The sequence below is a fragment of the Stenotrophomonas sp. YAU14D1_LEIMI4_1 genome, assembly GCF_003086815.1.
Lineage (GTDB): Bacteria > Pseudomonadota > Gammaproteobacteria > Xanthomonadales > Xanthomonadaceae > Stenotrophomonas.
This window is the reverse complement of the sequence record NZ_CP025997.1, coordinates 1,044,912-1,069,233: the sequence shown is the minus strand read 5'-3', so window position 1 is coordinate 1,069,233 and position 24,322 is coordinate 1,044,912. Positions and strand designations below refer to the sequence as shown.

27 protein-coding genes and 1 tRNA gene are annotated in these 24,322 nt (G+C 66.8%); 6 read left to right on the top strand and 22 right to left on the bottom strand.

The features are described 5' to 3' along the window. Positions 1 to 58 precede the first annotated feature (58 nt). Positions 59 to 952 (top strand): LysR substrate-binding domain-containing protein, encoded by an 894-nt coding sequence (locus C1932_RS04890; protein WP_108761389.1) that lies wholly within the window; start codon positions 59 to 61, stop codon positions 950 to 952. 32 nt (positions 953 to 984) lie between these two features. Next, a complete protein-coding gene (locus tag C1932_RS04885) occupies positions 985 to 1,779 on the top strand; it encodes a hypothetical protein (protein ID WP_108761388.1) in 795 nt (264 codons plus the stop codon). Positions 1,780 to 2,260: 481 nt separating this feature from the next. Here the strand turns inward: C1932_RS04885 and C1932_RS04880 are convergent, their stop codons facing one another. After that, positions 2,261 to 3,148, bottom strand: a complete 888-nt coding sequence (locus tag C1932_RS04880) for a LysR family transcriptional regulator (protein WP_108761387.1) — start codon at positions 3,146 to 3,148, stop codon at positions 2,261 to 2,263. Positions 3,149 to 3,186: 38 nt separating this feature from the next. Next, on the bottom strand, positions 3,187 to 4,068 hold the full coding sequence (locus tag C1932_RS04875) for an SDR family NAD(P)-dependent oxidoreductase (protein WP_108761386.1): 882 nt from the start codon (positions 4,066 to 4,068) through the stop codon (positions 3,187 to 3,189). 157 nt (positions 4,069 to 4,225) lie between these two features. Here C1932_RS04875 and C1932_RS04870 point away from each other — a divergent pair, with 157 nt between their 5' ends. Then, positions 4,226 to 4,999, top strand: a complete 774-nt coding sequence (locus C1932_RS04870) for a DeoR/GlpR family DNA-binding transcription regulator (RefSeq protein ID WP_108761385.1) — start codon at positions 4,226 to 4,228, stop codon at positions 4,997 to 4,999. Positions 5,000 to 5,018: 19 nt separating this feature from the next. After that, positions 5,019 to 6,149 (top strand): MFS transporter, encoded by a 1,131-nt coding sequence (locus tag C1932_RS04865; RefSeq protein ID WP_108761384.1) that lies wholly within the window; start codon positions 5,019 to 5,021, stop codon positions 6,147 to 6,149. A gap of 91 nt (positions 6,150 to 6,240) precedes the next feature. On the opposite strand, the gene C1932_RS04860 is transcribed toward C1932_RS04865, so the two are convergent. Beyond that, complete coding sequence (locus tag C1932_RS04860; RefSeq protein ID WP_108761383.1) at positions 6,241 to 6,681, bottom strand: hypothetical protein; 441 nt, start codon at positions 6,679 to 6,681, stop codon at positions 6,241 to 6,243. A gap of 120 nt (positions 6,682 to 6,801) precedes the next feature. Continuing rightward, positions 6,802 to 7,533: a class I SAM-dependent methyltransferase gene (locus tag C1932_RS04855; protein ID WP_108755555.1), complete on the bottom strand. Its 732-nt coding sequence runs from the start codon at positions 7,531 to 7,533 to the stop codon at positions 6,802 to 6,804. 548 nt (positions 7,534 to 8,081) lie between these two features. On the opposite strand from C1932_RS04855, the gene C1932_RS04850 reads away from it, so the two are divergent. Continuing rightward, complete coding sequence (locus tag C1932_RS04850) at positions 8,082 to 8,507, top strand: hypothetical protein (protein ID WP_108761382.1); 426 nt, start codon at positions 8,082 to 8,084, stop codon at positions 8,505 to 8,507. Positions 8,508 to 8,542: 35 nt separating this feature from the next. Here the strand turns inward: C1932_RS04850 and C1932_RS04845 are convergent, their stop codons facing one another. The 17 genes from C1932_RS04845 to C1932_RS04765 form a co-directional block, all read right to left on the bottom strand. Beyond that, a complete protein-coding gene (locus tag C1932_RS04845) occupies positions 8,543 to 8,764 on the bottom strand; it encodes a hypothetical protein (RefSeq protein ID WP_325051533.1) in 222 nt (73 codons plus the stop codon). Further along, on the bottom strand, positions 8,737 to 9,441 hold the full coding sequence (locus C1932_RS19790; RefSeq protein ID WP_159094498.1) for a hypothetical protein: 705 nt from the start codon (positions 9,439 to 9,441) through the stop codon (positions 8,737 to 8,739). The genes C1932_RS04845 and C1932_RS19790 overlap by 28 nt, the downstream gene beginning before the upstream one ends. Before the next feature lie 13 nt (positions 9,442 to 9,454). Further along, positions 9,455 to 9,748: a DUF6393 family protein gene (locus C1932_RS04835; protein WP_108761379.1), complete on the bottom strand. Its 294-nt coding sequence runs from the start codon at positions 9,746 to 9,748 to the stop codon at positions 9,455 to 9,457. Positions 9,749 to 10,073: 325 nt separating this feature from the next. Next, positions 10,074 to 10,148 (bottom strand) — tRNA-Val (locus C1932_RS04830). A 195-nt stretch (positions 10,149 to 10,343) separates the two neighbouring features. Further along, positions 10,344 to 10,697 (bottom strand): PilZ domain-containing protein, encoded by a 354-nt coding sequence (locus C1932_RS04825; RefSeq protein WP_108761378.1) that lies wholly within the window; start codon positions 10,695 to 10,697, stop codon positions 10,344 to 10,346. Next, entirely contained in the window at positions 10,694 to 11,650 is a 957-nt protein-coding gene (locus C1932_RS04820) for a DNA polymerase III subunit delta' (RefSeq protein ID WP_108761377.1), read from the bottom strand. Before C1932_RS04820 ends, C1932_RS04825 begins: the two co-directional genes overlap by 4 nt. Continuing rightward, entirely contained in the window at positions 11,647 to 12,312 is a 666-nt protein-coding gene (tmk, locus tag C1932_RS04815) for a dTMP kinase (protein WP_108755552.1), read from the bottom strand. Before tmk ends, C1932_RS04820 begins: the two co-directional genes overlap by 4 nt. Next, the gene (gene mltG / locus C1932_RS04810; RefSeq protein WP_108761376.1) at positions 12,309 to 13,370 is read right to left on the bottom strand and encodes an endolytic transglycosylase MltG; all 1,062 of its coding nucleotides are present in this window, start codon (positions 13,368 to 13,370) and stop codon (positions 12,309 to 12,311) included. The genes tmk and mltG overlap by 4 nt, the downstream gene beginning before the upstream one ends. A 165-nt stretch (positions 13,371 to 13,535) precedes the next feature. After that, positions 13,536 to 14,900, bottom strand: coding sequence for an aminodeoxychorismate synthase component I (locus C1932_RS04805; protein ID WP_108761375.1), 1,365 nt, complete (start codon positions 14,898 to 14,900; stop codon positions 13,536 to 13,538). A gap of 292 nt (positions 14,901 to 15,192) precedes the next feature. Then, entirely contained in the window at positions 15,193 to 16,455 is a 1,263-nt protein-coding gene (fabF, locus tag C1932_RS04800; protein ID WP_108761374.1) for a beta-ketoacyl-ACP synthase II, read from the bottom strand. A gap of 143 nt (positions 16,456 to 16,598) precedes the next feature. Then, positions 16,599 to 16,838, bottom strand: coding sequence for an acyl carrier protein (gene acpP, locus C1932_RS04795; RefSeq protein WP_108748749.1), 240 nt, complete (start codon positions 16,836 to 16,838; stop codon positions 16,599 to 16,601). A 152-nt stretch (positions 16,839 to 16,990) separates the two neighbouring features. After that, positions 16,991 to 17,734 carry a 3-oxoacyl-ACP reductase FabG gene (fabG, locus tag C1932_RS04790; RefSeq protein ID WP_107230029.1) on the bottom strand — a complete coding sequence of 248 codons (744 nt, stop codon included), beginning with the start codon at positions 17,732 to 17,734 and terminating at the stop codon, positions 16,991 to 16,993. Positions 17,735 to 17,815: 81 nt separating this feature from the next. Then, on the bottom strand, positions 17,816 to 18,760 hold the full coding sequence (gene fabD, locus C1932_RS04785; protein ID WP_108763355.1) for an ACP S-malonyltransferase: 945 nt from the start codon (positions 18,758 to 18,760) through the stop codon (positions 17,816 to 17,818). A gap of 148 nt (positions 18,761 to 18,908) precedes the next feature. Beyond that, complete coding sequence (locus C1932_RS04780) at positions 18,909 to 19,691, bottom strand: serine/threonine protein phosphatase (protein ID WP_108761373.1); 783 nt, start codon at positions 19,689 to 19,691, stop codon at positions 18,909 to 18,911. Between the two features lie 73 nt (positions 19,692 to 19,764). Then, positions 19,765 to 20,742 (bottom strand): beta-ketoacyl-ACP synthase III, encoded by a 978-nt coding sequence (locus tag C1932_RS04775; RefSeq protein WP_108761372.1) that lies wholly within the window; start codon positions 20,740 to 20,742, stop codon positions 19,765 to 19,767. Positions 20,743 to 20,833: 91 nt separating this feature from the next. Continuing rightward, positions 20,834 to 21,028 carry a 50S ribosomal protein L32 gene (gene rpmF / locus C1932_RS04770; protein WP_004154640.1) on the bottom strand — a complete coding sequence of 65 codons (195 nt, stop codon included), beginning with the start codon at positions 21,026 to 21,028 and terminating at the stop codon, positions 20,834 to 20,836. A 117-nt stretch (positions 21,029 to 21,145) separates the two neighbouring features. Further along, positions 21,146 to 21,655 (bottom strand): YceD family protein, encoded by a 510-nt coding sequence (locus tag C1932_RS04765; protein ID WP_108755547.1) that lies wholly within the window; start codon positions 21,653 to 21,655, stop codon positions 21,146 to 21,148. A gap of 114 nt (positions 21,656 to 21,769) precedes the next feature. Between C1932_RS04765 and C1932_RS04760 the strand changes: the two genes are divergently transcribed. Further along, complete coding sequence (locus C1932_RS04760) at positions 21,770 to 22,342, top strand: Maf family nucleotide pyrophosphatase (RefSeq protein WP_108761371.1); 573 nt, start codon at positions 21,770 to 21,772, stop codon at positions 22,340 to 22,342. Between the two features lie 101 nt (positions 22,343 to 22,443). On the opposite strand, the gene C1932_RS04755 is transcribed toward C1932_RS04760, so the two are convergent. Then, complete coding sequence (locus C1932_RS04755) at positions 22,444 to 24,282, bottom strand: glycosyltransferase family 39 protein (RefSeq protein ID WP_108761370.1); 1,839 nt, start codon at positions 24,280 to 24,282, stop codon at positions 22,444 to 22,446. Positions 24,283 to 24,322: the final 40 nt, after the last annotated feature.

Sequence of the window (24,322 nt, the reverse complement as noted above, 5' to 3'; positions counted from 1 at the left end):
GGGAAAAACACGCTGCAAGGACGTTGATTGCGGCCAATCATTCCGCAATCATCCTGAAATGGACTCGATTTCCGCCGTACTCGCCTTTGTCCGCACCGCCGAAGCCGGCAGCATCGTTGGCGCCGCGCGCGCCCTGGGCCTGACCGCTTCGGCGGTGGGCAAGCGCATTGCCCGGCTGGAACAGGAACTGGGCACCCGCCTGTTCCATCGCACCACCCGGCGCCTGCACCTGACCGACGAAGGCGAGCTGCTGCTGCAGCGCTGCCGACGCGCGCTGGATGAACTGGCCGACGCGCAGGCCGATCTCGCCCAGCGCCAGCACGCACCGCGCGGCCTGCTGCGCATCGGCCTGCCGACCATCGGCTATCGCTTCCTGCTGCCGGTGCTGCCCGGCTTCCAGCAGCGCTACCCGCAGGTGCAGCTGGAACTGGATTTCAGCGACCGCCTGGTGGACGTGGTCGACGAAGGTCTGGATGCGGTGATCCGCAGCGGTGCGCTGGCCGATTCCAGCCTGATGGCACGCACGCTGGGCAGCTTCCACTTCATCGTCTGCGCATCGCCGCAGCTGCTGCAGGCACGCGCAGCTGCCCAGCAGCCGACCGACCTGCAGCACCTGCCTGCGGTGCGCTTCCGCGTGCCCAGCAGCGGCAAGCTGCAACCGTGGACGCTGCCCGGCCATGCCGGCGACGCTGCCGCCGCGATGGTCACCGGCATGACCTGCAACAACATGGAAGCGGTACTGGCGGCCACCATCGGCGGCATGGGCGCGGCCTGGATGCCGGACTTCCTGGCTGCCGACGCGCTGGCCGATGGCCGCCTGCTGGACGTGCTGCCGGCACTGCCGCACCAGCAGGGCCAGTTCTCACTGCTATGGCCTGGCAACCGCCAACCCAGCGCGCGCCTGCGGGTGTTCATCGACTATCTGGTCGAGCATCTGTTCCGCGCTGGATAGACTGTGCGGCCGTAGCGAGCACGCGTAGGCGCATGGCGATCAAACACCCGGACGTACTGAAACTTCTTGCCGCGGCCAATCTGGTCGAAGCGATCGACAGCGACGTAAAGCGCTGCGCGCACTGGGCACGGCTGGCGCCGCAGGCGGCTGAGCGCGCGCAAGCGCAGATCGGCGCCGAGGTGATCGGCACCGTGCTGCTGCGTTGGAACTGCATCCTGCACGCGGCTCCTTCCGAGGTTGCGCCGCTGTACGTGCACACGACTGCGCTGGCACTGGCCGTCTGCCTGCACCGGCAGGGGTTTGCCGATGTGCGGCTGACCGACGACGCGATCACGGCCATCGCGGCCCTGAATGCGGCGGTGGCATTGACCGACACCTTCCACCGGCGCAGCGCTGAGATCGAAGCGTTGCTGCGCAGCACGCCGTTGATGCCGGCGCGGCGCCCGTCGGTACCGAAGGCGAATACCGCCTGGCGCGCTGGCGATGTCGTGGGCATGCAGGTGGCCGGACGCCACCACGCCTTCTACGTGCTGAAGATCAACGGCGATGCGCCCATCGTGGAGTTCTACGACATTGCACAGGACACGCCGCTGGCATGGGAACAGCTGCAGGGCGTCGTCGCCCGCGGTGAACGCCTGAACGACGGCCGCGACTACGTGGACCGCCACGCCCTGTACGGTCTGCAGCAGCAACCCGACCCGGCCCACCAGTTCCGCCTGCTGGCCAGCGGCGTTGAACACGGGCCGGACAACGCCCATCTGGCACGACACGATGGCCTGTATGCCGTCAGTGACATCTTCCGCATCGCGCGTCAGCTGCTGCCCTAGTGCCGTAGATGCACCGCCCGCCGCCACTCCCCAGGCGCGCTGTGCACTGCCCCCGAGCAGGCGCAACCGACACGTCCGCGACGAGGTGCGGACGGGCGGCGGGCGATGCGGGTTGGCGTACCGGACAACTCTGGACTGACCGGCGGACCGCCATGATCCCCACACATCGCCCACCACAGACAGCGGTTCGCAGCAGCCAGGCACGCCGTCCGTGACGTGCGCCGGTGCTGCGCCAGAGTTGATTGTGGGACGCCAATCCCAACCGATCCCACCTAACCGGCACGCACAGACTTGCCTGCACGACGGTGGCTGTCTGTAGGAAATTGCCGCTGCAACAGCGGGGGTTTTTCCAGCGACCACCCCGGCGCCCGCCAAGCCCTGCAGAATCAGCGCTTCGCGCGTGCCGGCCGCAGCGGCTGAAGGCAATCACACGCGCGGATTCGGGCTGCGCGCGACACCGTCCCCACGCGCATCGAGTCGATCACGCCAGATGTTCCGCAACCGCCATGTCCAGGAACTGCTGCAACACCGGTGCGGGCAGTTCCGGGCGCGTGCACAGCTGCAGCTCGAAACGCGCCGCGCTTCCTTCGATCACGCGATAGACGATTTCATCAGGGCGGAAGCCGGCCATGCTGGCCGGCACGATGGCCACGCCCGCTTCCACCGCCACCAGCGACAACACCGCGTGCATGCCATGTGCCTCCTGTACCACCCGCGGCGTGAAGCCGGCGGCCGTGCACAGGCCCAGCACCTGCGCGTGGAAGCCGACGCCTTCGGCCGAGGGCCAGGACACGAACGGTTCGTCGGCCAACGCGGCCACGCTCAGTGCAGGCTGCGCGGCCAGACGATGCCCGCGCGGCAAGGCAATGGCCAGGCAGTCGACGTCGAACGGCTGCAGGCGCAGCTCGGCCGAGATGATCGGCGGAATCAGCACGCCGACATCCACGTTGCATTCGCGCAACCCATGCTGCTGCTGCCGCGAGGTCGCTTCCTGCAGGTGCAAGCGCACCTGTGGAAAGGCCTGGCGGAAGCGCCGGATCAAGCTGGGCAGGCGCCCATACAGGGCGCTGCCCACGTAGCCCACGCGCAGGCTGCCGATCTGCCCGGCCGCCGCTTCGCGCGTGCGTTGCACCGCCTGGTCGGCCTGCAGCAGGGTCGCCCGCGCTTCAACCAGCAGCGTCCTGCCGGCCGTGGTCAGCCCCAGCGTGCGATTGCCGCGCACGATCAGCTCGGCGCCGAGCTCTTCTTCCAGCCGTCGCACGGCGGCCGTCAGCGGTGGCTGCGACATGTGCAGGCGGGCGGCGGCGCGGTGGAAATGCAGTTCCTCGGCCACCGCCACGAACTGGCGGAGCAGACGCAGGTCGATCATGGCTGGGCCGGTTCAAGAGACCCGCCTAGGGTACGCGCTCAGCCGCGTGCGTCGACACTGGGCCGCGCGATCACCGGCCACTGCAGGGCCACCGACTCGATGCTGTCGGCCTGCACCGCGCGCAGATCGCGCGGATACGCGACATGCTCGGCTTCCTGCAGCCGCAGTGCATGGAACTGGCCATTGCTGGCGCGCAGGATCCAGCCGCCCTGCCGGCAGCGCGTGGACGCCAGGAACGCGACACCGGTGGCGACGGCGGCAGGATGCAGTTCGTCGGGTTCGCCTTCGATACCCCACATGCGCGTCTTGGCCACCGGCGAAACCGCATTGACGACGATGCCATGCTCGGCCCCCTCCAGCGCCAGCACATTCACCAGCCCCTGCGCGGCCAGTTTGGCCATGGCATAGGCCGACAGCCCGCGCTGCGCGTACTGCGGGTACAGCGCGCGGTCGGAAGTGGTGATCACGATGCGCCCGCCACCGGCCTCGCGCATGGCAGGCCATGCGGCCTGTGCCAGCCACAGCGGTGTCTTGGCGGCCACGCACAGCATCTGCTCCAGCGCGGCATCGTCGATGCTTTCCACGCCCTGGTAGGCCACCCAGCCGGCGTTGTGGATCAGGAAGTCCAGGCGGCCATGCCGCTGCAGGATGTCGCGCACCAGCGCATGGCAGCTCTCGCGCTGGTCGATCGCACCACTGGCCGCTTCCACGGCCAGACCCTGGGCCTGCAGTTCCTGCACGCACTGGCCGATGCGCTGCGGGTCGCTGCCGGTGCCATCCAGGCCCGCACCGATGTCGTGCATCACAACGTGGGCGCCGCGCTCGGCCAGCAGGCGGCTGTAGGCCAGGCCCAGGCCACCGGCCGCGCCGGTCACCAGACCAACCTGGCCCGCAAAGGAAACAAGGGAAATCGGCTTCATCCGCCCAGCATCGCGGTGCGGGCCATGATGCCGCCAATACCGTTGGAGCCCGTGCACGATACGCGCGGCGTATCGCGCGGCCTCATTCGTGCCAGCAGTCGCGTGGCTGAATGCACACAATTGCACGATGATGCACGATCATGCACACTCCGCCCCCATGACAGCCGACCCCACTCTCCCCGCCCAGCGCACCCAGCTGATCCTGGATGAACTGCGCCAGCAGGGCCGCGTGGTGGCCGCCGACCTGGCGCGCCGCTATGCCGTGTCCGAAGATTCGATCCGCCGCGACCTGCGCGAGCTGGCGGCCCAGGGACTGTGCCAGCGTGTGTACGGCGGCGCCGTGCTGCCGGCACCGAAGCCGGCGCCGCTGCGCGAACGGCTGACCCAGGACCGCGGCGACAAGGCCGAACTGGCCGCGCGCGTGTTGGCCCTGCTGCAGCCCGGCCAGGTGCTGCTGATCGATGCCGGTTCGACCAACCAGGCCATCGCCCAGCAGCTGCCCGGCGCATTGGCACTGACGGTCATCACCAATGCGCCGCAGATCGCCACGGCGGCGGCGTGGCAGGCCGGCACCACCGTGCACCTGATCGGCGGCCGCCTGGCCGAGGGCGGCGGTGCGGTGGGCGCCGAGGCGCTGGCCCAGGTGCAGCGGCTGCGCGCCGATGTGTACCTGCCCGGCGCCTGTGCGGTCGATGCCGATACCGGCGTGTGGGCGATGGATGGCGAGGAAGCCACGTTGAAGCGCGCGATGCTGGCCTGCGCCAGCCGGGTGATCGTGGCTGCGACCACCGAAAAGCTGGGCGCGCGTGGCGTGTGGCAGGTGGCTGCGCTGGATGAGATCGACGATCTGGTGTTGACCACCTCCGCCCCGGCCGCGCTGGCCGAACGCTTCCGTGCCGCCGGCATCGCCGTGCATCCCACGCATTCCTGATCCCTTGTCCGGTTCTTCCATGACGCCAGTTTCCTCGCCCCGCGCCCAGCAGCACGCCACCCGTGCTGCGTTCTTCATTCCTGGTTTCGCCACCGCCATCTGGGCCACCCTGGTGCCCTTTGCCAAGGCCCGCAGCGGAGTGGACGACGCCACTCTCGGCCTGATCCTGCTCGGCCTGGGCGCCGGTTCGCTGCTGGCCATGCCGCTGGCCGGCGTGCTGGCGGCACGGCTGGGCTGCCGCACGGTGATGATCGCCACCAGCGCGCTGATCTGCCTGTCCCTGCCGTGGCTGGCGGTGGCCTCCTCGCCTTGGGCGCTGGGCGCGATCCTGTTCGTGTTCGGTGCCGGCGTGGGTGCCATGGACTGCACCATGAACGTGCAGGCGGTGGTGGTGGAACGCGAATCGCGGCGCGCGATGATGTCCGGCTTCCACGCCTTCTACAGCATCGGCGGCTTCGTCGGTGCGGCCAGCACGCTGCTGCTGGGGGCCTGGCTGCCGCTGCTGCCGGCGGTGCTGGTGGGCTGCGCGGTGATGGTGCTGATTGCCCTGCCCGCCCTGCGCCACTGGCGCAACGAACGGGTCGCGCATGAGGGCCCCTTCCTGGCCTGGCCGCGCGGCATCGTGCTGTTCATCAGCGTGCTGGTGTTCGTGGCATTCCTGGCCGAAGGCACCATGCTGGACTGGAGCGCGTTGCTGCTGACCGATGTGCGCGGCGTGGCACCGACGCTGGCTGGCCTGGGCTATGCGGCCTTCGCCCTGAGCATGACCGTGGCGCGCCTGTTCGGTGACCGCGTGGTGGACCACCTGGGGCGGCACCGCGCCATCGTACTGGGCGGCCTGCTGGGCGCGGCGGGCGTACTGGTGCTCACCCTGGTCACGCCGTGGCAGGCCTCGCTGGTCGGTTACGTGATGCTGGGCCTGGGCTGCGCCAACGTGGTGCCGGCGCTGTTCTCGCTGGCCGGCAACCAGACCCGCATGCCCGAGGGCGTGGCGATCACCGCGGTCACCACGCTGGGCTACGCCGGCGTGCTGGCCGGGCCGGTGCTGATCGGCTTCGCCGCCCACCATGTGGGGCTGGTGGGCGCCTTCATCGGCGTGGCGGTGGCCTTCCTGGGCGTGGCGGTGTCGCCACGCTGGCTGAAGGCCTGACCCTCATTCGGCGCGGGTGGCCAGCAGGCCGTTGGCTCCGGCCCATTGGTTGATGTCGTCGCGGCGGATCGCCGCGGCCGGGCGCCGCAGACTACGGCGTGACGGACGTTGCGATGTCCAGATAGTCTTCGTGCAGGCCCTGGATCAAGCGGCCGCTGGGCGTGTCATCTGCGTCAGTTTCCATCAGTACCCACCCGGGCATGCCGTCTTCGCGCATCGACGGGCCTTCGTCCACCGCCATCACGAAGCTGTTGCCCAGGGCTTGGCCGTAGGCGCGCAGGAACGCCTCCAGCGCGGCGGCCGGCACTGCACTGCGCAGGGCCTGCAGGGTATCGGCCAGATCGTCGCGATCGAACAGTGTTTCGGCCAGCGCCGAGTCCACATCGTCGGCCAGCCGATGCACGTCGCGCAGCACCAGGAAGCGGGCGAACTGCGGAATGTCTTCGCGCAGTTCGCTGTCGGCCCAGCTGGCCGGGTCGCTGCAGCCGGCGCTGCGCAGGGCGGAAATGAGCGCGGTACGTCGTTCGTTCATGGCAGGCACATGCAGAAAGGCGCCCCAGCATACCCAAGCCCACGCAAGGGGACGGAGGGAGGCAGGTCGCAACCACCCCCTGCGGCGCGCCCCGCCCCCGTCCGTCCTGAGCGGTACCGCTCAGCGCTGGCAGAGCAGGTTCACCGACATGCAGTTGTGCACGTAGTCGTCCCAGTAGCCAAGGTGGTGGCGCGCCACATCTTCGGCATCCAGCTGCGGCTCGTGCCACTGCGGTCGCGCGAAACCGGCCAGCACCGCAGCCTCTTCGTAGTGCGTGCGCGGCCAGCGGTAGTTGGTGACCTGCGCCGGCGGCGTGCCGGGAAACTGCAGGCGCAGCCGCGCGCCGTCCTGCCAGGGCTGTTCTTCCAGCACTTTCACCCCGTACTGCGCGTAGTCGCCCAGCGCCAGCCGGTAATCGGGATTGAAGGTCTGCACCACCAGCCGACCGCCAGGCTTCAGGTGGCGCTCCACCGCGGCGAACATCGCCTGCAGGGTGGCCGGGCAGTCTGCGTAGTTGAACAGCCAGGCCGCCACCACGATGTCGAACGTACCGATGTCGGCCATGTCCAGCACGTCACGGGTGTGGAACTGCATGTCGTCGTTGCTGTGCCGCGACAGCGCACGGGCGAAGTCGATCATGCCTTGCGACTGGTCCACGCCCACCGCACTGCGCGCGCCATGGCGCAGCAGCACGCGGCCGTAGTAACCCGAGCCACAGGCCAGGTCCAGCACATCGCGCCCCTGCAGCGGACCGGCCAGCTGCAGCAGGGTGCGCACTTCAATGGGGCGCGTGGGCGAAGCCCCCGCATAGGCTACGTACTGATCGACCATGCTGTCGTAGTGGGCAGACATCGGCACTCCCTCGCGTGTTGGAAACGTCTGGTGACAACGCTATCCGCATGGGGTGTCGTGCCGAAGGGGCAAACGCGACATGTCTGTCTTAAAACGGTTGTAAAGGTGGGTTTAGGGGTTGTGACGCGAACGACCGGGTGGCGCTGGGTACTGATGCGTTGCGCGGGTGGTGTGTTGAACGAGAGCGGGCGCGGTTGGTGAACGCGTACGCAGGTGGTGTGTGGTGATGCTCACAGAAGTGAAATCTCCCGCGGAATGGCAACTTTCCTCAGTGACGTTCGTGCTGGAACGCGCCGATGCTCGGCCTGCCGGGGCACGTTGCCTTGGTCGGGATTGGCGTCTCGAATAAACAAACAAGACTTAGGGGCTGCGGAATTGATCGCAGCAGCGAGAATGCACGGACTGCCTCCAATGGCGGCCGGTGCGTGGGGATCAGTAGATCCGCCAGGCCTTCTTCTCCCCTGAAGCTTGTTTGCCTTGGTACGCCAACCTGCACCGTCCGCCACCTTTCTTGCAGAAGGTGGCCTTGCGCCAGTGAGGGTTTCGCCATGACCAATCGATCCAGCCTCCATCCCCGCCTGCACGCGCTGATCGGCGATATCGCCAGCGACGTGCCTGATGACATTGCCCGCGAAATCGAGTGCGCGTTGCGCGACGCAACGCCGGCCGCGGATCAATCCCTCTTCCTCGCCCAGTTGCAGGCCATCCGCACCGGCGATGCGGAGGACGGCCAGACCTGCGCTGCACAGATGCTCACTGCACCTTGCGTTGCATCAATCAGCCGCTCATTGGCGGCACTGGCCACCGCACTGGAGCTGCTGCATGCCGATGAGCGCGCTCGTGTGCAGGGGCAGCGACACGAACATCTGGGCGATGGTCATCGCGATGGGCTTTTGCTCGCAGCGCGGCAGCTCGCGCAGCGTGTTCAGGTGGAGCTGGGGAATGCGACATGCGATGAGCGCCGGCCAATCTGAGTCGGCACCGCCAAAATCGCCTTCCGGTGAAGGAATCAGCCCAACGCCATGGGCCCGCGCGAACGATCCTGCTGCGCCACCTGCTCTTGCCCGATATCGTGCGACTGCCTTCTGGCATTACTCAACGCAGTCAGTGATTCTTCCAGCGGCTGCTGAGTTGCAACATCGCGATCGACTGCGACCCTCATGACGTCGCCACTGTTGCCGGGGCTTTGCCAGATCGCAAATGTCATCCCGTTCTGTGGATTGTGCATGATCTGATGTATGTCCGGCAGCTGGCGACTGTTGGCCTGGACTGCCAGAGCTCCCGCAATACGTCCTTATCTTGATCGCTTTCGTAGCCACCCACTTTGGGCCCTGCCTTTTCAAGGACCGCCAATGCGCGCTGGAACATGGGGTCGTCGATCAATTCCTCCTGCGTGGCTTCGCTAAATGTTCGGCCGGAGTTCCCGAGCCCAGGCACCTTAGGCTTTAGCGACTCGTCAAGTTTTCGGCCCGAAGCTGGCGCCCAGTGCTTCTCGAAACCATCCTGAGTAGGCTCTGCGAGCTTTGCATCACGCAGGATGCTGTCTGCCAGCGAGTTGGAGTTCTGCAACTGAGGATCGTAGGGGAACCTATCGCTCTTCGCCTTCGCATCTGCCACCATCACCTTCCAGGTTTCGGACAGATCCGCTCCTCGGGTGATCAGCTCTCGATACTGAGCTTGTCCGTGCGCATTTATATTGGCGGGATGATCCGGATTCTCTGCGTCATATCGGCGATCAGCAATTACGTGCATTCGACCATAAGGCAGCTCCGGCGATGGTTCCCCGGTCCAACCGCTGATGGTGTGCTGTTGTCCATCCTTGTCCGTGTAAAGGATGAATTTGTGATGATAGTCCTTGCCTGCAACACTACCGATGTTGCGATATCCGACTTCAATCTTCTCATCCATGACGAAGGCTCTCCTACTGATTTTTCAGATGGACGGCTTGCACCTGGTCAAGTTTGCCTGCGCTATCGAACGTGAACGTCATGACCACCGAGCGGGCGTCCGGATCCAGCATTGCTTTGCCCCTATCGTCGCGAACGATCAACGTCGCGGGCGAATCCTCGATGATCTTGGCTCCGGGCTGCGCCCCCATCGCGGCCAGTACATCAGCGCGCGGCGTCCCCAACGGCAGATAGCGACTGACGATCGCACTTACGTCCAACTGCTCGAAGCGAACCGGCTTCTTGGACGCATAGATTTCATCAAGCATTTCGTTCACTCCTCGGCTCTTGTTCGCTTCCACAGAGGTGGGAGAACCCATGTCAGTCGATGATGTGCAGCCAGCAACAGTGATCACTGACATGACGGCTACGACGCAGATCCGCGTACATGCAAAAAATCCGGGACGTCCCATGGCCCCTCCTGATAAAGGCACAGGGTGTGCGTCCATCGAATCTACGCCACTCGTTCTTTGAGCGGCAAGAGCTTGGAACGACAGGGCCTCTGAAGTGAGCGCACACGACCCATCCCTGCTCACCCGAATCACAGCCAACAAAAAAGCCCCCATTGCTGGAGGCTTTTTTCGTTCTGCAACATGGTGGGCGGTACAGGGATCGAACCTGTGACCCTTGCCGTGTGAAGGCAATGCTCTACCGCTGAGCTAACCGCCCGGTGTGTTGCTGAGCCGCTCATTATAGGGGCTTTTTTGAGGCCGTCAACACTTTTTCACATTTGTGTTCTCGGGGCTTTTTCAGGCCTGTCGTCGAGCTGCAGTCGAGCATGGCTCGACTCTACATTGGAGGAGCAGTCGAGCAAGCTCGACTCTACGAAGGGGCGGGATCTCGGGTGCTTCGAGGTTCGGCGCCTTACATGGTGTGGGTGGGCTTGTCCGAGCTGGTCAGGCCGGCCAACAGGGTTTCGATCTTGTGGCGCACGGCCTCGCCTTCCTGGCCGTCGGCCAGCTGCACGCCGATGCCGGCGGTGCGGTTGCCCTGTGCACCGGCCGGGGTGACCCAGATCACTTTGCCGGCCACCGGCAGGCGTTCGCTGGAATCGGGCAGGGTCAGCAGCAGGAAGACTTCGTCGCCCAGGAAGTAGCGCTTGGGCGTGGGCACGAAGATGCCGCCGTTCTTCACGAATGGCATGTACGCGCTGTACAGCGCGGCCTTGTCCTTCACGGCCAGGGACAGGATGCCCTGGCGGGCGTTGCTGGCACTCATCGGTTACCCCTTGCGGCAGGCCGCTCGTTGACTTTGTTCCAGGCCAGCAGCAGCTCGACCACCGCAAGATCCGCACGCACCGTGGTGCGCAGCAGGTCGCGGGTGCGATTGGCCGCATCGAACCAAGCTGCAAGCTTGTGCAATCGCTCCGGCGTGGTCAAGGCGTCGGTGCTGGCCTGGGCCAGCGCCAGATCGGCAGCGAAGCGCAGGCGCAGGGCCGCGTTGTCATCGCCACACCATTTCTGCGCCAGCTCCACCGCACCGGTCCTGCCGGCGGCCAGCTGTTCCAGCTCGCGCCCCACTTCGCGGCGCAGGCTCAGGCCGCCTTCGCGCAGCCAGTTGTCGGCCTGGCCGGGATGGCCACGCGCGGCCTCCAGCGCTTCGCGCGCGGCCGCTTCGCTGTGGCCCTGCTGCAGCAACCAGGCCAAGGCTTCGTCATGCGGCGGCAGCTTGAATTCCAGACGCTGGCAACGGCTGCGCACGGTCTGCGGCAGGCGCGCCGGGTCGCTGCTGATCAGCCACAGGTAACGTCCGGGCTGCGGCTCTTCCAACGTTTTCAGCAGCGCGTTGGCGGCCGAACGGTTGATCGCATCCGCCGGATCGACGATCACCACCTGGGCCACGCCGTACTGCGGGGTCAGCGCCAGCTTGTTGGTGATCTCGCGCACCTGCTCGATCACGATCTCGGTGCGCAGCTTGTCGCCGCTCTTGTTCGGAATGAAGCTGACCAGTTGCAGATCCGGGTGGGTGCCGGCGGCAATCAACTGGCGCGTGCGTGCCGCGTGGCCCGCATCACCGCGGGCCAGCACATGGTCGGCCAGGGCCAGCGCCACTTCGCGCTTGCCCAGCCCGGCCGGGCCGCAGATCAACAGGCCATGGCCCAGGCGGTCGGCATCGAGCGCGGCCACGGTCTGGTCGAAGGCGCGCTGCTGCCAGGGCGAGAAGGTGCTCATGCGCCCTGCCCCGCCTGCAGCCACTGCTCTACGCGCGCCACCACATCGGCGGCCACGCGTTCCTGCACCTGGCCGGCATCGACCAGGGCGAAGCGCTGCGGATCCTGCTGGGCGCGGCTGCGGAACACTTCGCGCACGCGCTGGAAGAAATCGTCCTGCTCGCTTTCGATGCGGTCCGGCCACAGATCGCGGCCATTGGCGCGGGCGCGGCCCACGGCCACGTCCACATCCAGCAGCAGGGTCAGGCCCGGCAGCAGGCCCACCGCGCGGCGCTCCAGATCGGCAATCCACTGCGGGTCCAGGCCGCGGCCACCGCCCTGGTAGGCGTAGCTGGAATCGGTGAAGCGATCACTGAGCACGTAAGCACCGCGCTGCAGTGCCGGCTGGATCACCTGGCGCACGTGCTGGGCACGCGCAGCGAACACCAGCAGCAGTTCGGCCTCGGCACTGAGCGGTTCGGCGGCGATCTCGGCGTCGGGCTTCAGCACCAGGCCGCGGATACGCTCGGCCAGCGGCGTGCCGCCCGGTTCGCGGGTAAGCACCACCTCGTGGCCATGGCGGCGCAGGCAATCACGGATGGCGTTGATGGCAGTGGTCTTGCCCGCGCCCTCGCCGCCTTCCAGGCTGACGAAACGCGGGTGGCGAAGCAGCGCGGAACTCATTGCGCCGGGGTCTCCTTGGAACGTTGCTGGCGCAGCTGCTGCAGGTAGCGGGCTACGGCGGCGTTGTGCTGGTCCAGGCTGGGCGAAAACACGTGCGCGCCGCTGCCGTCGCCCACGGCGACGAAGTACAGCGCATCGCCCGGTGCGGGCTGCGCGGCGGCCATCAGCGCATCGCGGCTGGGCATGGCGATCGGGGTGGGCGTCAGCCCGGCACGCGTGTAGGTGTTGTAGGGCGTGTCGGTGGTCAGGTCGCGGCGGCGGATGTTGCCGTCGTAGGCCGTGCCGATGCCGTAGATTACCGTCGGGTCGGTCTGCAGGCGCATGCCGATCTTCAGGCGGCGCATGAACACCCCGGCAATCTGCGGCCGCTCGCTGGCCAGCGCGGTTTCCTTTTCGATGATCGAGGCCAGGGTCAGCAGCTCGTAGGGCGTGTTGATCGGCAGATCCGGCGCGCGGCTTTCCCAGGCTTCGTCCAGGGCTTTTTCCATCGCCGCATGCGCACGCTTGAGCACGTCCAGGTCGCTGTCGCCACGCTGGTAAACATAGGTTTCCGGCAGGAAGCGGCCCTCCGGATGCTGCCCGCCGAAGCCCAGGCGCTGCATCAGGGCAGCGTCATCCAGGGTATCGGTGGTGTGCAGCAGCGGTTCGGCGCGCTTGAGCGCGGCACGTACCTGGCGGATGTTCCAGCCTTCGACGATCGTGACGCGGTGCTGCAGCACCTTGCCCGCACGCATGCGCAGCAGCAGCTCGCGCGGGGTCAGGCGGTTGTCCAGCGCGTACTCGCCCACCTTCAGCTTGCCGGCGGCATCAAGCTGGCGCGCCAGCAGCTGCCACTGGGTGTCCTGGCCTTCGTCCACCCCGGCGTCGCGCAGCTTGCGCAGCACGCTGTTCAGGCCGTCGCCGCTGGCGATGACCACGCTGTCGGTGGACGGGCTGATCGGCTGATCGGCGAACTGGCTCTGCTGGTGGAAGAACCACGCGCCCACACCGACCAGCACGGCGGCCAGCACCAGCAGCAGCGTTACCACGAACAGACACCCGCGCTTGGCTCCCGCCATGGACTACCTCTGAATGCGATTCCGCCGTGCAGGATACCGTGCCCGGTGGCGCGGGGTCATGATGGGGGTGTGTGCCAGTGCCGACCAACGGTCGGCACCCACCAGGATCGGTAGCCCCGGGGTCAGAGCCCTCGCGCGCCGCGCGAGGGATCTGACCCCGGCCGGTCAGCCCTGCTGGCCCAGGGCACGCAGCAGGCCGCGGGCCTTGGCGCGGGTCTCGTCCAGTTCCTTGTCCGGGTCCGAATCGACCACGATGCCGGCGCCGGTACGGAAGCTGACCTCGCTGCCGTCCACTTCGGCGGTGCGGATCAGGATGTTCAGGTCCAGGTCGCCATCGCGATTCAGCCAGCCGAAGGCGCCGGTGTAGGCCCCGCGCGGCACCTGTTCCAGCTCGCTGATGATCTGCATGCAGCGCACCTTCGGGCAGCCGGTGATGGTGCCGCCGGGGAAGGTGGCGGCGATCACGTCGCCCGGGGTGACGTCAGGGCGCAGATGGCCGCTGACGTTGCTGACGATGTGGTGCACATGGGCATAGCTCTCCACCGTCATCAGTTCATCGACCACCACCGTGCCGGGCAGGCAGATGCGCCCCAGGTCGTTGCGCTCCAGGTCGATCAGCATCACGTGCTCGGCGCGCTCCTTGGGGTGGCCGACCAGTTCCTGGATGCGCGCGGCATCGTCGTCGCCTTCGAAGCGCGGGCGGGTGCCGGCAATCGGCCGGGTCTGCGCTTGACCGGCGTGCACCGATACCAGGCGCTCCGGCGATGAGCTGACCACATGGCGGCCGTGCGCACTGAACAGCCCGGCAAACGGTGCCGGGTTGGCACGACGCAGCTGTGCGTACAGCGCCTGCGGGCTGACCGGCGCGGCGAACTGCGCGCTCCAGCGGCGCGACAGGTTCACCTGGAACACATCGCCGGCGCGCAGGTAATCGATCACCCGGCGCACGCCGTCGGTGAAGCGCTGCGGCGGGTCTTCGCCCACCGACTGCGGCGGCTGCCAGCCCTGCCCGGCTTCGGGCAGCGCGGCCGCGGCCTGTGCCACCAGCGCGTCCAGCAGGGCCTGCTGATCAGCCTCGGCAATGACGAAACTGGCGTTCGCTTCGTGGTCGTGCAGCAGCGCGGCCGGGCAGCGCAGTGCCAGCGCGGTGGGGCGGCCATCGTCGCGCGCGCGCGTTGGCAGCACCGGTTCGATCTGGCTGGCCACTTCGTAGTCCAGCATCAACGCCCAACCGCCGCGGAACGGCAGGCTATGGCTGCCGTCGTGCGGCAAGCGCTCGGCCTGCCAGGCGCGGTCGAGCACCTGCAGGAAGGTGCCCGGCTGCACCGCATCGTGCTGGTCACGCACCTGGCCATCGGCATCCAGCCGCAGCTGGTCGCCCTGCGCGGCCAGCAGCAGGCTCCAGCGCCCCTGCGCGGTACCCGAGGCGGTGGATTCCATCAGCAGCGGGAAGCGCGCGGGGGCATGCTGCTGCACGGCCAGCAGGTCGATCGGGTGCGGCAGCGGGTGGATCAGCGGTGCGTGGGTCATGGCGGCCAGTTCAGGGGTTCAGATGCACGGAAGCCGCCTTGCGGCGGCTTCTTCGCATGTAGAGTCGAGCCATGCTCGACTGGATTGCACGTTCAGTCGACCAACGGTCGACTCTACACAACGGCGAAGTCGAGCATGGCTCGACTCTACACAACGGCGAAGTCGAGCATGGCTCGACTCTACACAACGGCGAAGTCGAGCATGGCTCGACTCTACACAACGGCGAAGTCGAGCATGGCTCGACTCTACACAACGGCGGAGTCGAGCAACGGTCGACTCTACCGCGCGCCGGTCAGACGCGCTTGAAGATCAGCGTGCCGTTGGTGCCGCCGAAGCCGAAGCCGTTGGACATCACCACGTCCACCTTGGCCTGGCGTGCTTCGTTGGGCACGTAGTCCAGGTCGCAGCCTTCGCCCGGCTGTTCCAGGTTGATGGTCGGCGGAATGATGTTGTCCTGCAGCGCCATCACCGAGAAGATCGCTTCCACGCCGCCGGCGGCACCCAGCAGGTGGCCGGTCATCGACTTGGTGGAGCTGACCATCATCTTGTAGGCGTGGTCACCGAAGGCGGTCTTCATGGCCATGGTTTCGCCCAGGTCGCCCAGCGGCGTGGAGGTGCCGTGGGCGTTGAGGTAACCGACCTGGTCCGGGGTCACGCCGGCGTCCTTCAGTGCCATGGTCATGCAGCGCGCTGCGCCTTCGCCGTTCTCGGCCGGGGCGGTCATGTGGTACGCGTCGGAGCTGGCGCCGAAGCCGGCAAGCTCACAGTAGATCTTCGCGCCACGCGCCTTGGCGTGCTCGTACTCTTCCAGGATCAGGATGCCGGCACCGTCGCCCAGCACGAAGCCGTCGCGGTCTTTGTCCCACGGGCGCGAGGCCTGCTGCGGGGCATCGTTGCGGGTGCTCATGGCCTTCATGGCGCAGAAGCCGCCCAGCGCGGTCGGCGAGGAGCCACGCTCGGCGCCACCGACCACCATCACGTCGGCATCGCCGTACTGGATCATGCGCATCGCGGTACCGATCGAATGATTCGAGGTCGCGCAGGCGGACACGGCCGAGAACGACGGGCCCTTCAGCCCGGCGATGATGCTCAGCTGGCCCGGCAGCATGTTGATGATGGTCTTGGGCACGTAGAAGGGCGAGATCTTCTTGCCCTCGTGGAATTCGATGGTCTGCTCTTCGATGCCCAGCAGGCCGCCGATGCCGGCGCCGACGATGGCGCCCACGCGCTCGGCGTTGGCTTCGGTGATTTCCAGGCCCGAATCGTGCAGGGCCATGAACGAAGCGCCCAGGCCGTAATGAATGAACGGGTCCATCTTCTTGGCATCCTTGCCACTGACCCGGTACTTGCCGAACAACGGGTTGTCGGCGGTGATGTCAAAGCCCTTGACCTCACCTGCAATCTTGGTGGTGAACCGTTCCAGGTAGGCATCAGAAACGTTGGTCAGCGGACCGATGCCCGAACGACCTTGGGTGATGCCTTCCCAGCTGCTGGCCAGATCATTGCCCAACGGCGAGACGATACCCAGGCCGGTTACGACGACGCGACGCTTCATTGCTGATTCTCCTGACCCGCACGTTTTCGACGGTTAACACGGTTTGCTTCGATGTGATGCTCAAACACACGGGGCCGCAACTGCGGCCCCATGGGGTGCGGTGCGCGGCGAGCAGGAGCCCGCACGCGCACGGCCGTCTGACATCAGGCCTTGACGTGGGCCTTGATGTAGTCGATGGCAGCCTGCACGGTGCTGATCTTCTCGGCTTCTTCGTCCGGGATTTCGCACTCGAACTCTTCTTCCAGGGCCATCACCAGCTCGACGGTGTCCAGCGAGTCAGCGCCCAGGTCATCGACGAACGATGCGCTGTTGGTGACTTCTTCTTCCTTGACGCCAAGCTGTTCGATGACGATTTTCTTGACGCGTTCTTCGATGGTGCTCATGGGATCTCGCTCCAGATGGAGTTGTGGTTCAAAAATGGTCGCCATCAAAGGCGATGGCCGTGGGATAGTGTAGTGGAAACCGGCGCGACCTTGCATTGCAGCAAAAATCCTCGCAGATCAACCACTTGCGGCGCAATCCCTGCGCCCCTTGCTTACGGCATGTACATGCCGCCGTTCACATGGAGGGTTTCGCCGGTGATGTAGCCGGCCGCCGGGCTGGCCAGGAAGGCCACCGCATGGGCGATGTCTTCCGGCGAACCCAGGCGTTCGAGGGCGATGTCGTTGATCAGGGCGGTGCGTGCTTCTTCCGGCAGCGCCTTGGTCATGTCGGTGTCGATGAAGCCGGGCGCAACCACGTTCACGGTGACGCCGCGCGAGCCGATTTCCTTGGCCAGCGACTTGCTGAAACCAATGATGCCGGCCTTGGCGGCGGCATAGTTGGCCTGGCCGGCATTGCCGGTCACGCCCACCACCGAGGCGATGTTGATGATGCGGCCCTTGCGCGCCTTCATCATGCCGCGCATGACGGCCTTGCTGGTGCGGAACACGCTGGTGAGGTTGGTGTCGATGATCGACGCCCAGTCCTCGTCCTTCATGCGCATCAGCAGGTTGTCGCGGGTGATGCCGGCGTTGTTGACCAGGATCGAGATCGCGCCGAATTCCTTGGCGATGCCGTCCAGCACGCTGTCCAGCGCGGCCGCATCGGTCACGTTCAGGGCGCGGCCGTGGCCACCGTGGGCGGCCAGGCGCTCACCGATCGCGGCGGCGCCGGATTCGGTGGTGGCGGTGCCGATGACGGTGGCGCCCTGGGCGGCCAGCAGATCGGCGATGGCGGCACCAATGCCACGGCTGGCGCCGGTGACCAGTGCGATTTCACCCTGCAGGGGCTTGCTCATGATGTTTTCCTCAGGCTGGGGCGGCCGCCGCACCCGTGCCGCTTGCAGCGGCCACCGGCACGGTCGGCAGGAACAGGGGGATCAGGCCGACCACGTCTCGCGGGCGGTTTCGAAATCGCCCGGGGTAGCCAGCGAGCGACCATCAAGGGTCTTGTCGATGCGCTTGACCAGGCCGGTCAGCACCTTGCCCGGGCCGCACTCGGCGATCTGGGTGATGCCACGGGCGGCCAGGGCCTGCACGCAGCCGGTCCACTGCACCGGCTGGTACAGCTGCTGCACCAGTGCGGTACGGATGGCATCGACGCCGTCGTGCACCTTGGCATCGACGTTCTGCACCACCGGCAGCTGCGGCGCCTGCCAGGACAGACCGGCCATCACTTCGGCCAGGCGGTTGGCGGCTTCGCGCATCAGCGGGGTGTGCGAGGGGACGCTGACGGCCAGTTTGACCGCTTTGCGCACGCCCTTTTCGGCCAGCAGCGCCAACGCGCGGTCCACCGCATCGGCGTCGCCACCGATCACGATCTGGCCCGGCGAATTGAAGTTGGCCGGCACCACCACCTGGCTGCCCGCAGCTTCGGCGCAGACGTCCAGCACCAGCTGGTCTTCGGCGCCCAGCACGGCGGCCATGGCGCCCACGCCGGCCGGCGCGGCTTCCTGCATCAGCTGGCCACGCAGGCGCACCAGGTGGGCGCCATCGTGCAGGCTCAGCGCGCCGGCGGCGACCAGTGCGGTGTATTCGCCCAGGCTGTGGCCGGCCAGCACCGACGGACGCGGACCGCCCACGGCATGCCAGGCGCGCCATGCGCCGATGCTCGCGGCCAGCAGCGCCGGCTGGGTGTATTCGGTACGGTTGAGCATTTCCTCCGGGCCGCCCTGGGACAGCGCCCACAGGTCGACACCGGCACCATCGGATGCTTCGGTGAAGGCTTCACGCACCTGCGGGTGCAGCTCGGCCAGTTCGGCCAGCATGCCCACGGACTGCGAGCCCTGACCGGGGAAGACAAAAGCGAGGGTGGATACGGTCACGCGGTCATCCGCTTGTTGCAATCGAAGCGGGCCATGATAAGGGTGAATTCCCCGTGCCGTCTGTACGTGCGCGTATGCACGGCGTATGGAGCAATGGCGGGGTCGGATCCCTTTTCCTCCGGAAAAGGGCCCTGACCCCTGCCCGCCTTCAGCAGAACAGCTGCAGGATGTCCAGTTCGCCGTCGGCGAAGAAGTCCATGCACAGCCCCGCCACCATGATCAGGCCCAGCGTGGTGGCGCCATGGGTGATGAAGATCGAATGCGCCAACGCGCGCGCCGAGCGCCCCATCTTCATGCAGACCCGGGCCAGCCCCTGCAGGCGCCCGCTGACCGAATGCACATGGGCGCGCACCGGCTCCTGCACGCTGTTCATGGCCTCGGCCATCATCGCCTGCAGGCGTTCGGGGCGTTCGCCGTAGTACTTGGCCACGCCGTAGCCGAACATCAGCCAGTCGCGGGCCTGTGCCTCGGCCAGGTCCATCACTTCCAGCGGGTCTTCCTCGAAATCGATGAAGCCAACCTTCTGCCCGTCCCAGGTGAGATTGCGCGGCAGCGGTTGGCCGAAATAGGCCCCGCGCGCATGTGCCTCGGCCAGCGCATGCATGGCCGCGGCCACCAGGCGGTCGCGACCGGCCGCGTCGGCCTCGCGCAGGCAGGTATTGAAGGAGCTGCCGTTGTCGCCGATCACCAGCGCGGCGTGGCCGCTGCCGATCACTTCGGGCACGTTGACGCCCTGCGCATGCAGTTCGCCCAGGCGGCGCGCTTCGGTTTCGCGGGCGGCATCACCGCCACGGTGCGGCGGCGGGCGCAGCGCGTCCAGCTGGAAACGATGGGCGACAAAGTTCAGCAGGCCCAGGGCCAGTGCGCGGCTTCCCTTGCCGTACTGCTTCAGCCAGGCACGCTGCCCTTCAATCACGATGGGCTCAACCATGACGGTTCTCCTAAACGCGTTACGGCCCCAGAGGGGCCGTAACGACAGATTCACGTTGTCGTAACTGACGCTATCAATAGCGCAGCAGAGCCGAACCCCACGTGAAGCCGCCACCGAAGGCTTCCAGCAGCAGCAGCTGGCCGCGCTCGACCTTGCCCGAACGCACGGCGGCGTCCAGCGCCAGCGGCACCGAGGCCGAGGAGGTGTTGCCGTGGCGATCGACGGTGACCACCACCTGGTCCATCGACATGTCCAGGCGCTTGGCCGTGGCTTCGATGATGCGCAGGTTGGCCTGGTGCGGAATCAGCCAATCCAGGTCGGACTTGTCCAGGCCATTGGCCTCCAGGGTTTCGTCCACGACCGAGTCCAGCGCCTTCACGGCGTACTTGAACACGTCGTTGCCCTTCATGTTGATGGTGCCGCCGCCGTTGGCGCCGCCCTTGAAACCGACCGACACGCCCACCGGGTTCCACAGCAGCTCTTTCTTGCTGCCGTCCGAATGCAGGTGGGTGCTGAGGATGCCGGTCTCTTCGTCGGCCTTGAGCACGACCGCGCCGGCGCCATCGCCGAACAGCACGCAGGTGGTGCGGTCTTCCCAGTCAACGATGCGGGTCAGGGTTTCCGTACCGATCACCAGCACATGGCGGGCATCACCGGAACGGATGAATTTGTCGGCCACGCTGAGCGCGAACACGAAGCCCGAGCAGGCGGCGTTCACGTCGAAAGCGGGGCAACCCGATGCACCGAGCTTGGCCTGGATCAGGCACGCGGTGGACGGGAAAATAAGGTCAGGCGTGGTGGTACCCACCACGATCATGTCGAGCTGGCTGGCATCGATGCCGGCCGCTTCGAGCGCACGCAGCGCGGCCTTGTAGCCGAGATCGCTGGTGGTTTCGCCTTCGGCAGCAATGTGCCGTTCGCGGATACCGGTGCGCGTCTGGATCCACTCGTCCGAGGTTTCGACCATTTTTTCCAGGTCGGCATTGGTCAGGACTTTTTCCGGCAAATAGCTGCCGGTGCCCGCGATCCTCGAGTAGATCCGCTTGCTCATCATGTTTCCTGTTGCGCGGGCCGCCGATCACCGGCACACCCGGGAAGAAAGGCGAAGGCCGCTGCCCGCAGGCAGCGGCCTTCCCGGCACATCAATCTTCTTCGACGGCCGAGGTCTTGGTCTGGATGACCTTCTTGCCGCGGTAGAAACCGTCAGCAGTGATGTGGTGACGCAGGTGCACTTCGCCGGTGGTCGGGTCGGTCGACAGCTGCTTGGCGCTCAGGGCGTCATGCGCACGGCGCATACCGCGGCGGGACGGGGTGACACGGGATTTCTGGACAGCCATGGGATTGCTCCAAACTCGGTTCGTTTTTGCTTCGTCGTATCGTCGCGCAGGACGCCAGCGCCCAGCACACTTTCGCTTTCGCCGCAGCCGCCGACGACAATCCGGCTGCTAATGCTTCTATTCTTTCTTCAGGGCCGCCAACGCCGCAAACGGGTTGGCTTTCTTCGTTTCTTCTTCGCTTGGTGCCCAGTCCTGGTCGACGGCTTCACCGTCGGGCGACAACGGCACCACCGGCACCGCCAGCACCAACTCGTCTTCGACCAGGTCCAGCGGCCGCAGCTGGCCATCTTCCGGCACCAGCAACGCTTCGTACTCTTCCGGCAGGGACGATTCCTCGTCCTCGTCGCGGATCAGGCCAAGCCTCTGGGTCATCTTCACCGGCAACAGGAATCGCTGCATGCTGCGCTGACAGGTCAGCGGCAACGCGGTATCGATGGTCAGTTCCACATAGGATACCCGCAAGACCTCGTCGCGACCGAACTCAAGCGAGTAACTGCACTCACCGTCGGTATCGGCGACCAAGCCCTGCAGGCGGGTCAATTCAGCCAAAGAGACCTGGCCGTCGAAGCGCCTGCGCGCTACAACCATCCGCCAAGCATCCAGCGTTTCGGGCACGTTCGCGGACATAAGCCGCTGAATACTAAGGATCAGCCCGCCCGCTGTCAAATACCCCGCCGGGCGGGGCTTGCTGCGGGCCTTCACGCCGGGCCAGACTGCCCCGCCCTGCCCCGGAATTATCGCATGTCCGCCCTGCTGCTGGCCTCCACCTCCCGCTACCGCCGCGACCTGCTGCAACGGCTGGGCCTGCCCTTCGACTGCGCACGCCCGGATGTGGACGAGACACCGCGCGCCGGCGAGGCACCGGCAGCGCTGGCGGTGCGCCTGGCCGCCGCCAAGGCCGCTGAGGTGGCCGCACGCCACCCCGCTGCCTGGGTGATCGGTTCGGACCAGGTGGCCGACCTGGACGGCCTGCCGCTGGGCAAGCCGGGCACGGTGGACGCCGCCTGCGTGCAGTTGGCCGCCATGTCCGGAAAGACCGTGCGCTTCCATACCGCCGTCAGTCTCACATGTGAAGGAGACAGCTTGGCAGCCGTGGACGTGACCGAGGTCCGCTTCCGCGTTCTCAACCAGGACGAGATCGCCCGCTACGTGGCGGCCGAGGAGCCGCTGGACTGCGCCGGCAGCTTCAAGTGCGAAGGGCTGGGCATCAGCCTGTTCGAGGCGATCGACAACCGCGACCCCACCGCGCTGGTCGGCCTGCCCCTGATCGCCCTGTGCGGGCTGCTGCGGAAGGCCGGCTTCGCCGTGCCGTGACCCCGCCTTGGTAGAGTCGAGCTTGCTCGACTGAATGTACCCGGCAGTCGAGCAAGCTCGACTCTACGCACCAGGCGGTCGAGCGCGCTGGACATTGCGCGTTACGGGGCGACCTCGAACGGTTGTTCCTGCCATTGCTCCACGCTGCCGTCGCGGCCATGCAGGCGCAGGCCCAGCCAATGCCGGCCGGGCGCCAGCGCGCGCGTATCCACGCTGGCATCGAAGCCTACGTGCGGGTGGCTGGGATCGTTGGTGCCCGGCCAGGCCGCGCGGATATCGAATTCGCGGCCATAGCGGGCATCGCCCAGCGATTGGCCATCCAGCAACACTTCCACCCGCGACAGGCCGACACCGTCCTTGAAGGCCCAGCCCTTCACCGCAAGCGTGCCGGAAACGACATCACCATTGGACGGCGCATCCAGCCAGGCCATCGCCGGGGTCACGCACGGCGCGTCCACGCGCTGCGCCGGCAGGCGGAACAACAGGAAGCGCTGGAAGCCGTGATCGCTGCTGACCACGCGTGGCGGCGGCAACGGCCCCACCTGTTCGCACACCGCGTGGTAACGCTGCAGCAGATCGCGGTAACGCTGGTCGCTGGGCGACAGCACCAGCAGCATGGGCTGCTGCCGCTCCCCTTCATGCAGCAACTGCCACTGTGCCAGCTGCGCACTGCGCCCATGCTTGTCGTTGAGCGGATGCGGCAGCACCGCGATATCACCATCGCCAAGCTGGAAGCCCAGCTCGGCGCCGACCTTGAAGTTGCCGGCCAGCACCCGGGTGCCTTCCGGCATCTGTGCCAGTTCTTCGCGCACCGCCGCCGCCAGCGGCTGCCAGCCGGCGAAATTGCGCGGGTAGTACTTGTTGCCCGCCAGCTGTTCGCGCAGGCCCGGCGAGGACGCCATCAGGTAATAGGAGAACGCCAGCACCATGCCTGCGCCCGCCAGCCACCAGCCGGTGCGGCGCAGGCCGCGCGGCCAGCCGTTGAGCACTACCGGCACCGCCACCAGCAGGGCCAGGTAGCCCGGCAGCGGCCAGTGGAAACTGATGCGCTCCACATCGGTGAAGAAGCCGAGCACGAAGATGCCCAGCGTGGATACGCCGCCCACCAGGCCGAAGTAGCGCCACTGCACGCGCGCGCCGCCACCGCTGCGGGTACCCGCCAGCGCCACCTTCCACATGGCAATGCACAGGATGGGCGTGACCAGCATCGGCTGGATCACCAGGAACCACAGCCCGCGCCACTCGAATGCCCAGGGATGGCGCTCCACCACCTGGAACTTCAGGCCGGCATCGTGGTTGTCGGCATTCCAGGCCAGCAGCGGCAGCCAGGCCAGCACGCCCACCGCCAGCGCCACCCAAACGCGCGGGTCGGCCAGCATCCGCCGCCCCTGCGGCAGCGCCAGCAGGGCAATGAAACCCACACCGATGACACCGATGAAGCGGTAGTGGCTGAGTGCGCCGATCAGCAGACCCAGGCCCAGCTTCACCGCCGAAGAGGCATCGACATTGCGCAGCAGGCGCGCACCGGCGTCCAGGCACAGCACTGCCGCCAGCGCCATCGGCACATCGGGCACGGCCAGCAGGCCCAGCGTGGCCGACAACGGCATCAACAAGGTCAGGCTGCCGGCCTGCCAACCGGCCACTGCGCCGAACCAGCGCGTGGCCACGCGCGAAACCAGCAACGGCAGCAACGCGCCGATGGCCAGGAACGGCAGGCGCAGCGCCAGCACATGATGGCCGCCGATTTCCACGCCCAACCGCGCCAGCCACGCGGTCAGGCCGGGCAGATCGGAATAGGCGGCCGCAAGGTGCTGGCCCTCCTGCCAATAGAACGCTTCATCGACGAACAGGGGCAGCCGTGCGGCCACGACCAGCTTGGCCGCTGTGACGAGCGTCCATAACCAGACAAATATCGTGCGTGCGCGCTGTTCGCCCTGCATTGCTCTATGGATAGAATCGATGGGTTCCCGAACGTGAGAC

Bases quoted from the DNA above. Each gene is read 5' to 3' on its own strand.
- acpP (WP_108748749.1), bottom strand. From the start codon at position 16,838: ATGAGCACCATCGAAGAACGCGTCAAGAAAATCGTCATCGAACAGCTT.
- C1932_RS04880 (WP_108761387.1), bottom strand. From the start codon at position 3,148: ATGATCGACCTGCGTCTGCTCCGCCAGTTCGTGGCGGTGGCCGAGGAA.
- C1932_RS04855 (WP_108755555.1), bottom strand. From the start codon at position 7,533: ATGTCTGCCCACTACGACAGCATGGTCGATCAGTACGTAGCCTATGCG.
- C1932_RS19790 (WP_159094498.1), bottom strand. From the start codon at position 9,441: ATGGATGAGAAGATTGAAGTCGGATATCGCAACATCGGTAGTGTTGCA.
- C1932_RS04820 (WP_108761377.1), bottom strand. From the start codon at position 11,650: ATGAGCACCTTCTCGCCCTGGCAGCAGCGCGCCTTCGACCAGACCGTG.
- C1932_RS04865 (WP_108761384.1), top strand. From the start codon at position 5,019: ATGACGCCAGTTTCCTCGCCCCGCGCCCAGCAGCACGCCACCCGTGCT.
- mltG (WP_108761376.1), bottom strand. From the start codon at position 13,370: ATGGCGGGAGCCAAGCGCGGGTGTCTGTTCGTGGTAACGCTGCTGCTG.
- C1932_RS04805 (WP_108761375.1), bottom strand. From the start codon at position 14,900: ATGACCCACGCACCGCTGATCCACCCGCTGCCGCACCCGATCGACCTG.
- C1932_RS04765 (WP_108755547.1), bottom strand. From the start codon at position 21,655: ATGTCCGCGAACGTGCCCGAAACGCTGGATGCTTGGCGGATGGTTGTA.
- tmk (WP_108755552.1), bottom strand. From the start codon at position 12,312: ATGAGTTCCGCGCTGCTTCGCCACCCGCGTTTCGTCAGCCTGGAAGGC.
- C1932_RS04850 (WP_108761382.1), top strand. From the start codon at position 8,082: ATGACCAATCGATCCAGCCTCCATCCCCGCCTGCACGCGCTGATCGGC.
- fabF (WP_108761374.1), bottom strand. From the start codon at position 16,455: ATGAAGCGTCGCGTCGTCGTAACCGGCCTGGGTATCGTCTCGCCGTTG.
- C1932_RS04885 (WP_108761388.1), top strand. From the start codon at position 985: ATGGCGATCAAACACCCGGACGTACTGAAACTTCTTGCCGCGGCCAAT.
- C1932_RS04870 (WP_108761385.1), top strand. From the start codon at position 4,226: ATGACAGCCGACCCCACTCTCCCCGCCCAGCGCACCCAGCTGATCCTG.
- C1932_RS04890 (WP_108761389.1), top strand. From the start codon at position 59: ATGGACTCGATTTCCGCCGTACTCGCCTTTGTCCGCACCGCCGAAGCC.
- C1932_RS04860 (WP_108761383.1), bottom strand. From the start codon at position 6,681: ATGAACGAACGACGTACCGCGCTCATTTCCGCCCTGCGCAGCGCCGGC.
- C1932_RS04760 (WP_108761371.1), top strand. From the start codon at position 21,770: ATGTCCGCCCTGCTGCTGGCCTCCACCTCCCGCTACCGCCGCGACCTG.
- C1932_RS04755 (WP_108761370.1), bottom strand. From the start codon at position 24,282: ATGCAGGGCGAACAGCGCGCACGCACGATATTTGTCTGGTTATGGACG.
- C1932_RS04835 (WP_108761379.1), bottom strand. From the start codon at position 9,748: ATGCTTGATGAAATCTATGCGTCCAAGAAGCCGGTTCGCTTCGAGCAG.
- C1932_RS04825 (WP_108761378.1), bottom strand. From the start codon at position 10,697: ATGAGTGCCAGCAACGCCCGCCAGGGCATCCTGTCCCTGGCCGTGAAG.
- rpmF (WP_004154640.1), bottom strand. From the start codon at position 21,028: ATGGCTGTCCAGAAATCCCGTGTCACCCCGTCCCGCCGCGGTATGCGC.
- C1932_RS04775 (WP_108761372.1), bottom strand. From the start codon at position 20,742: ATGAGCAAGCGGATCTACTCGAGGATCGCGGGCACCGGCAGCTATTTG.
- C1932_RS04875 (WP_108761386.1), bottom strand. From the start codon at position 4,068: ATGAAGCCGATTTCCCTTGTTTCCTTTGCGGGCCAGGTTGGTCTGGTG.
- C1932_RS04780 (WP_108761373.1), bottom strand. From the start codon at position 19,691: ATGGTTGAGCCCATCGTGATTGAAGGGCAGCGTGCCTGGCTGAAGCAG.
- fabG (WP_107230029.1), bottom strand. From the start codon at position 17,734: ATGAGCAAGCCCCTGCAGGGTGAAATCGCACTGGTCACCGGCGCCAGC.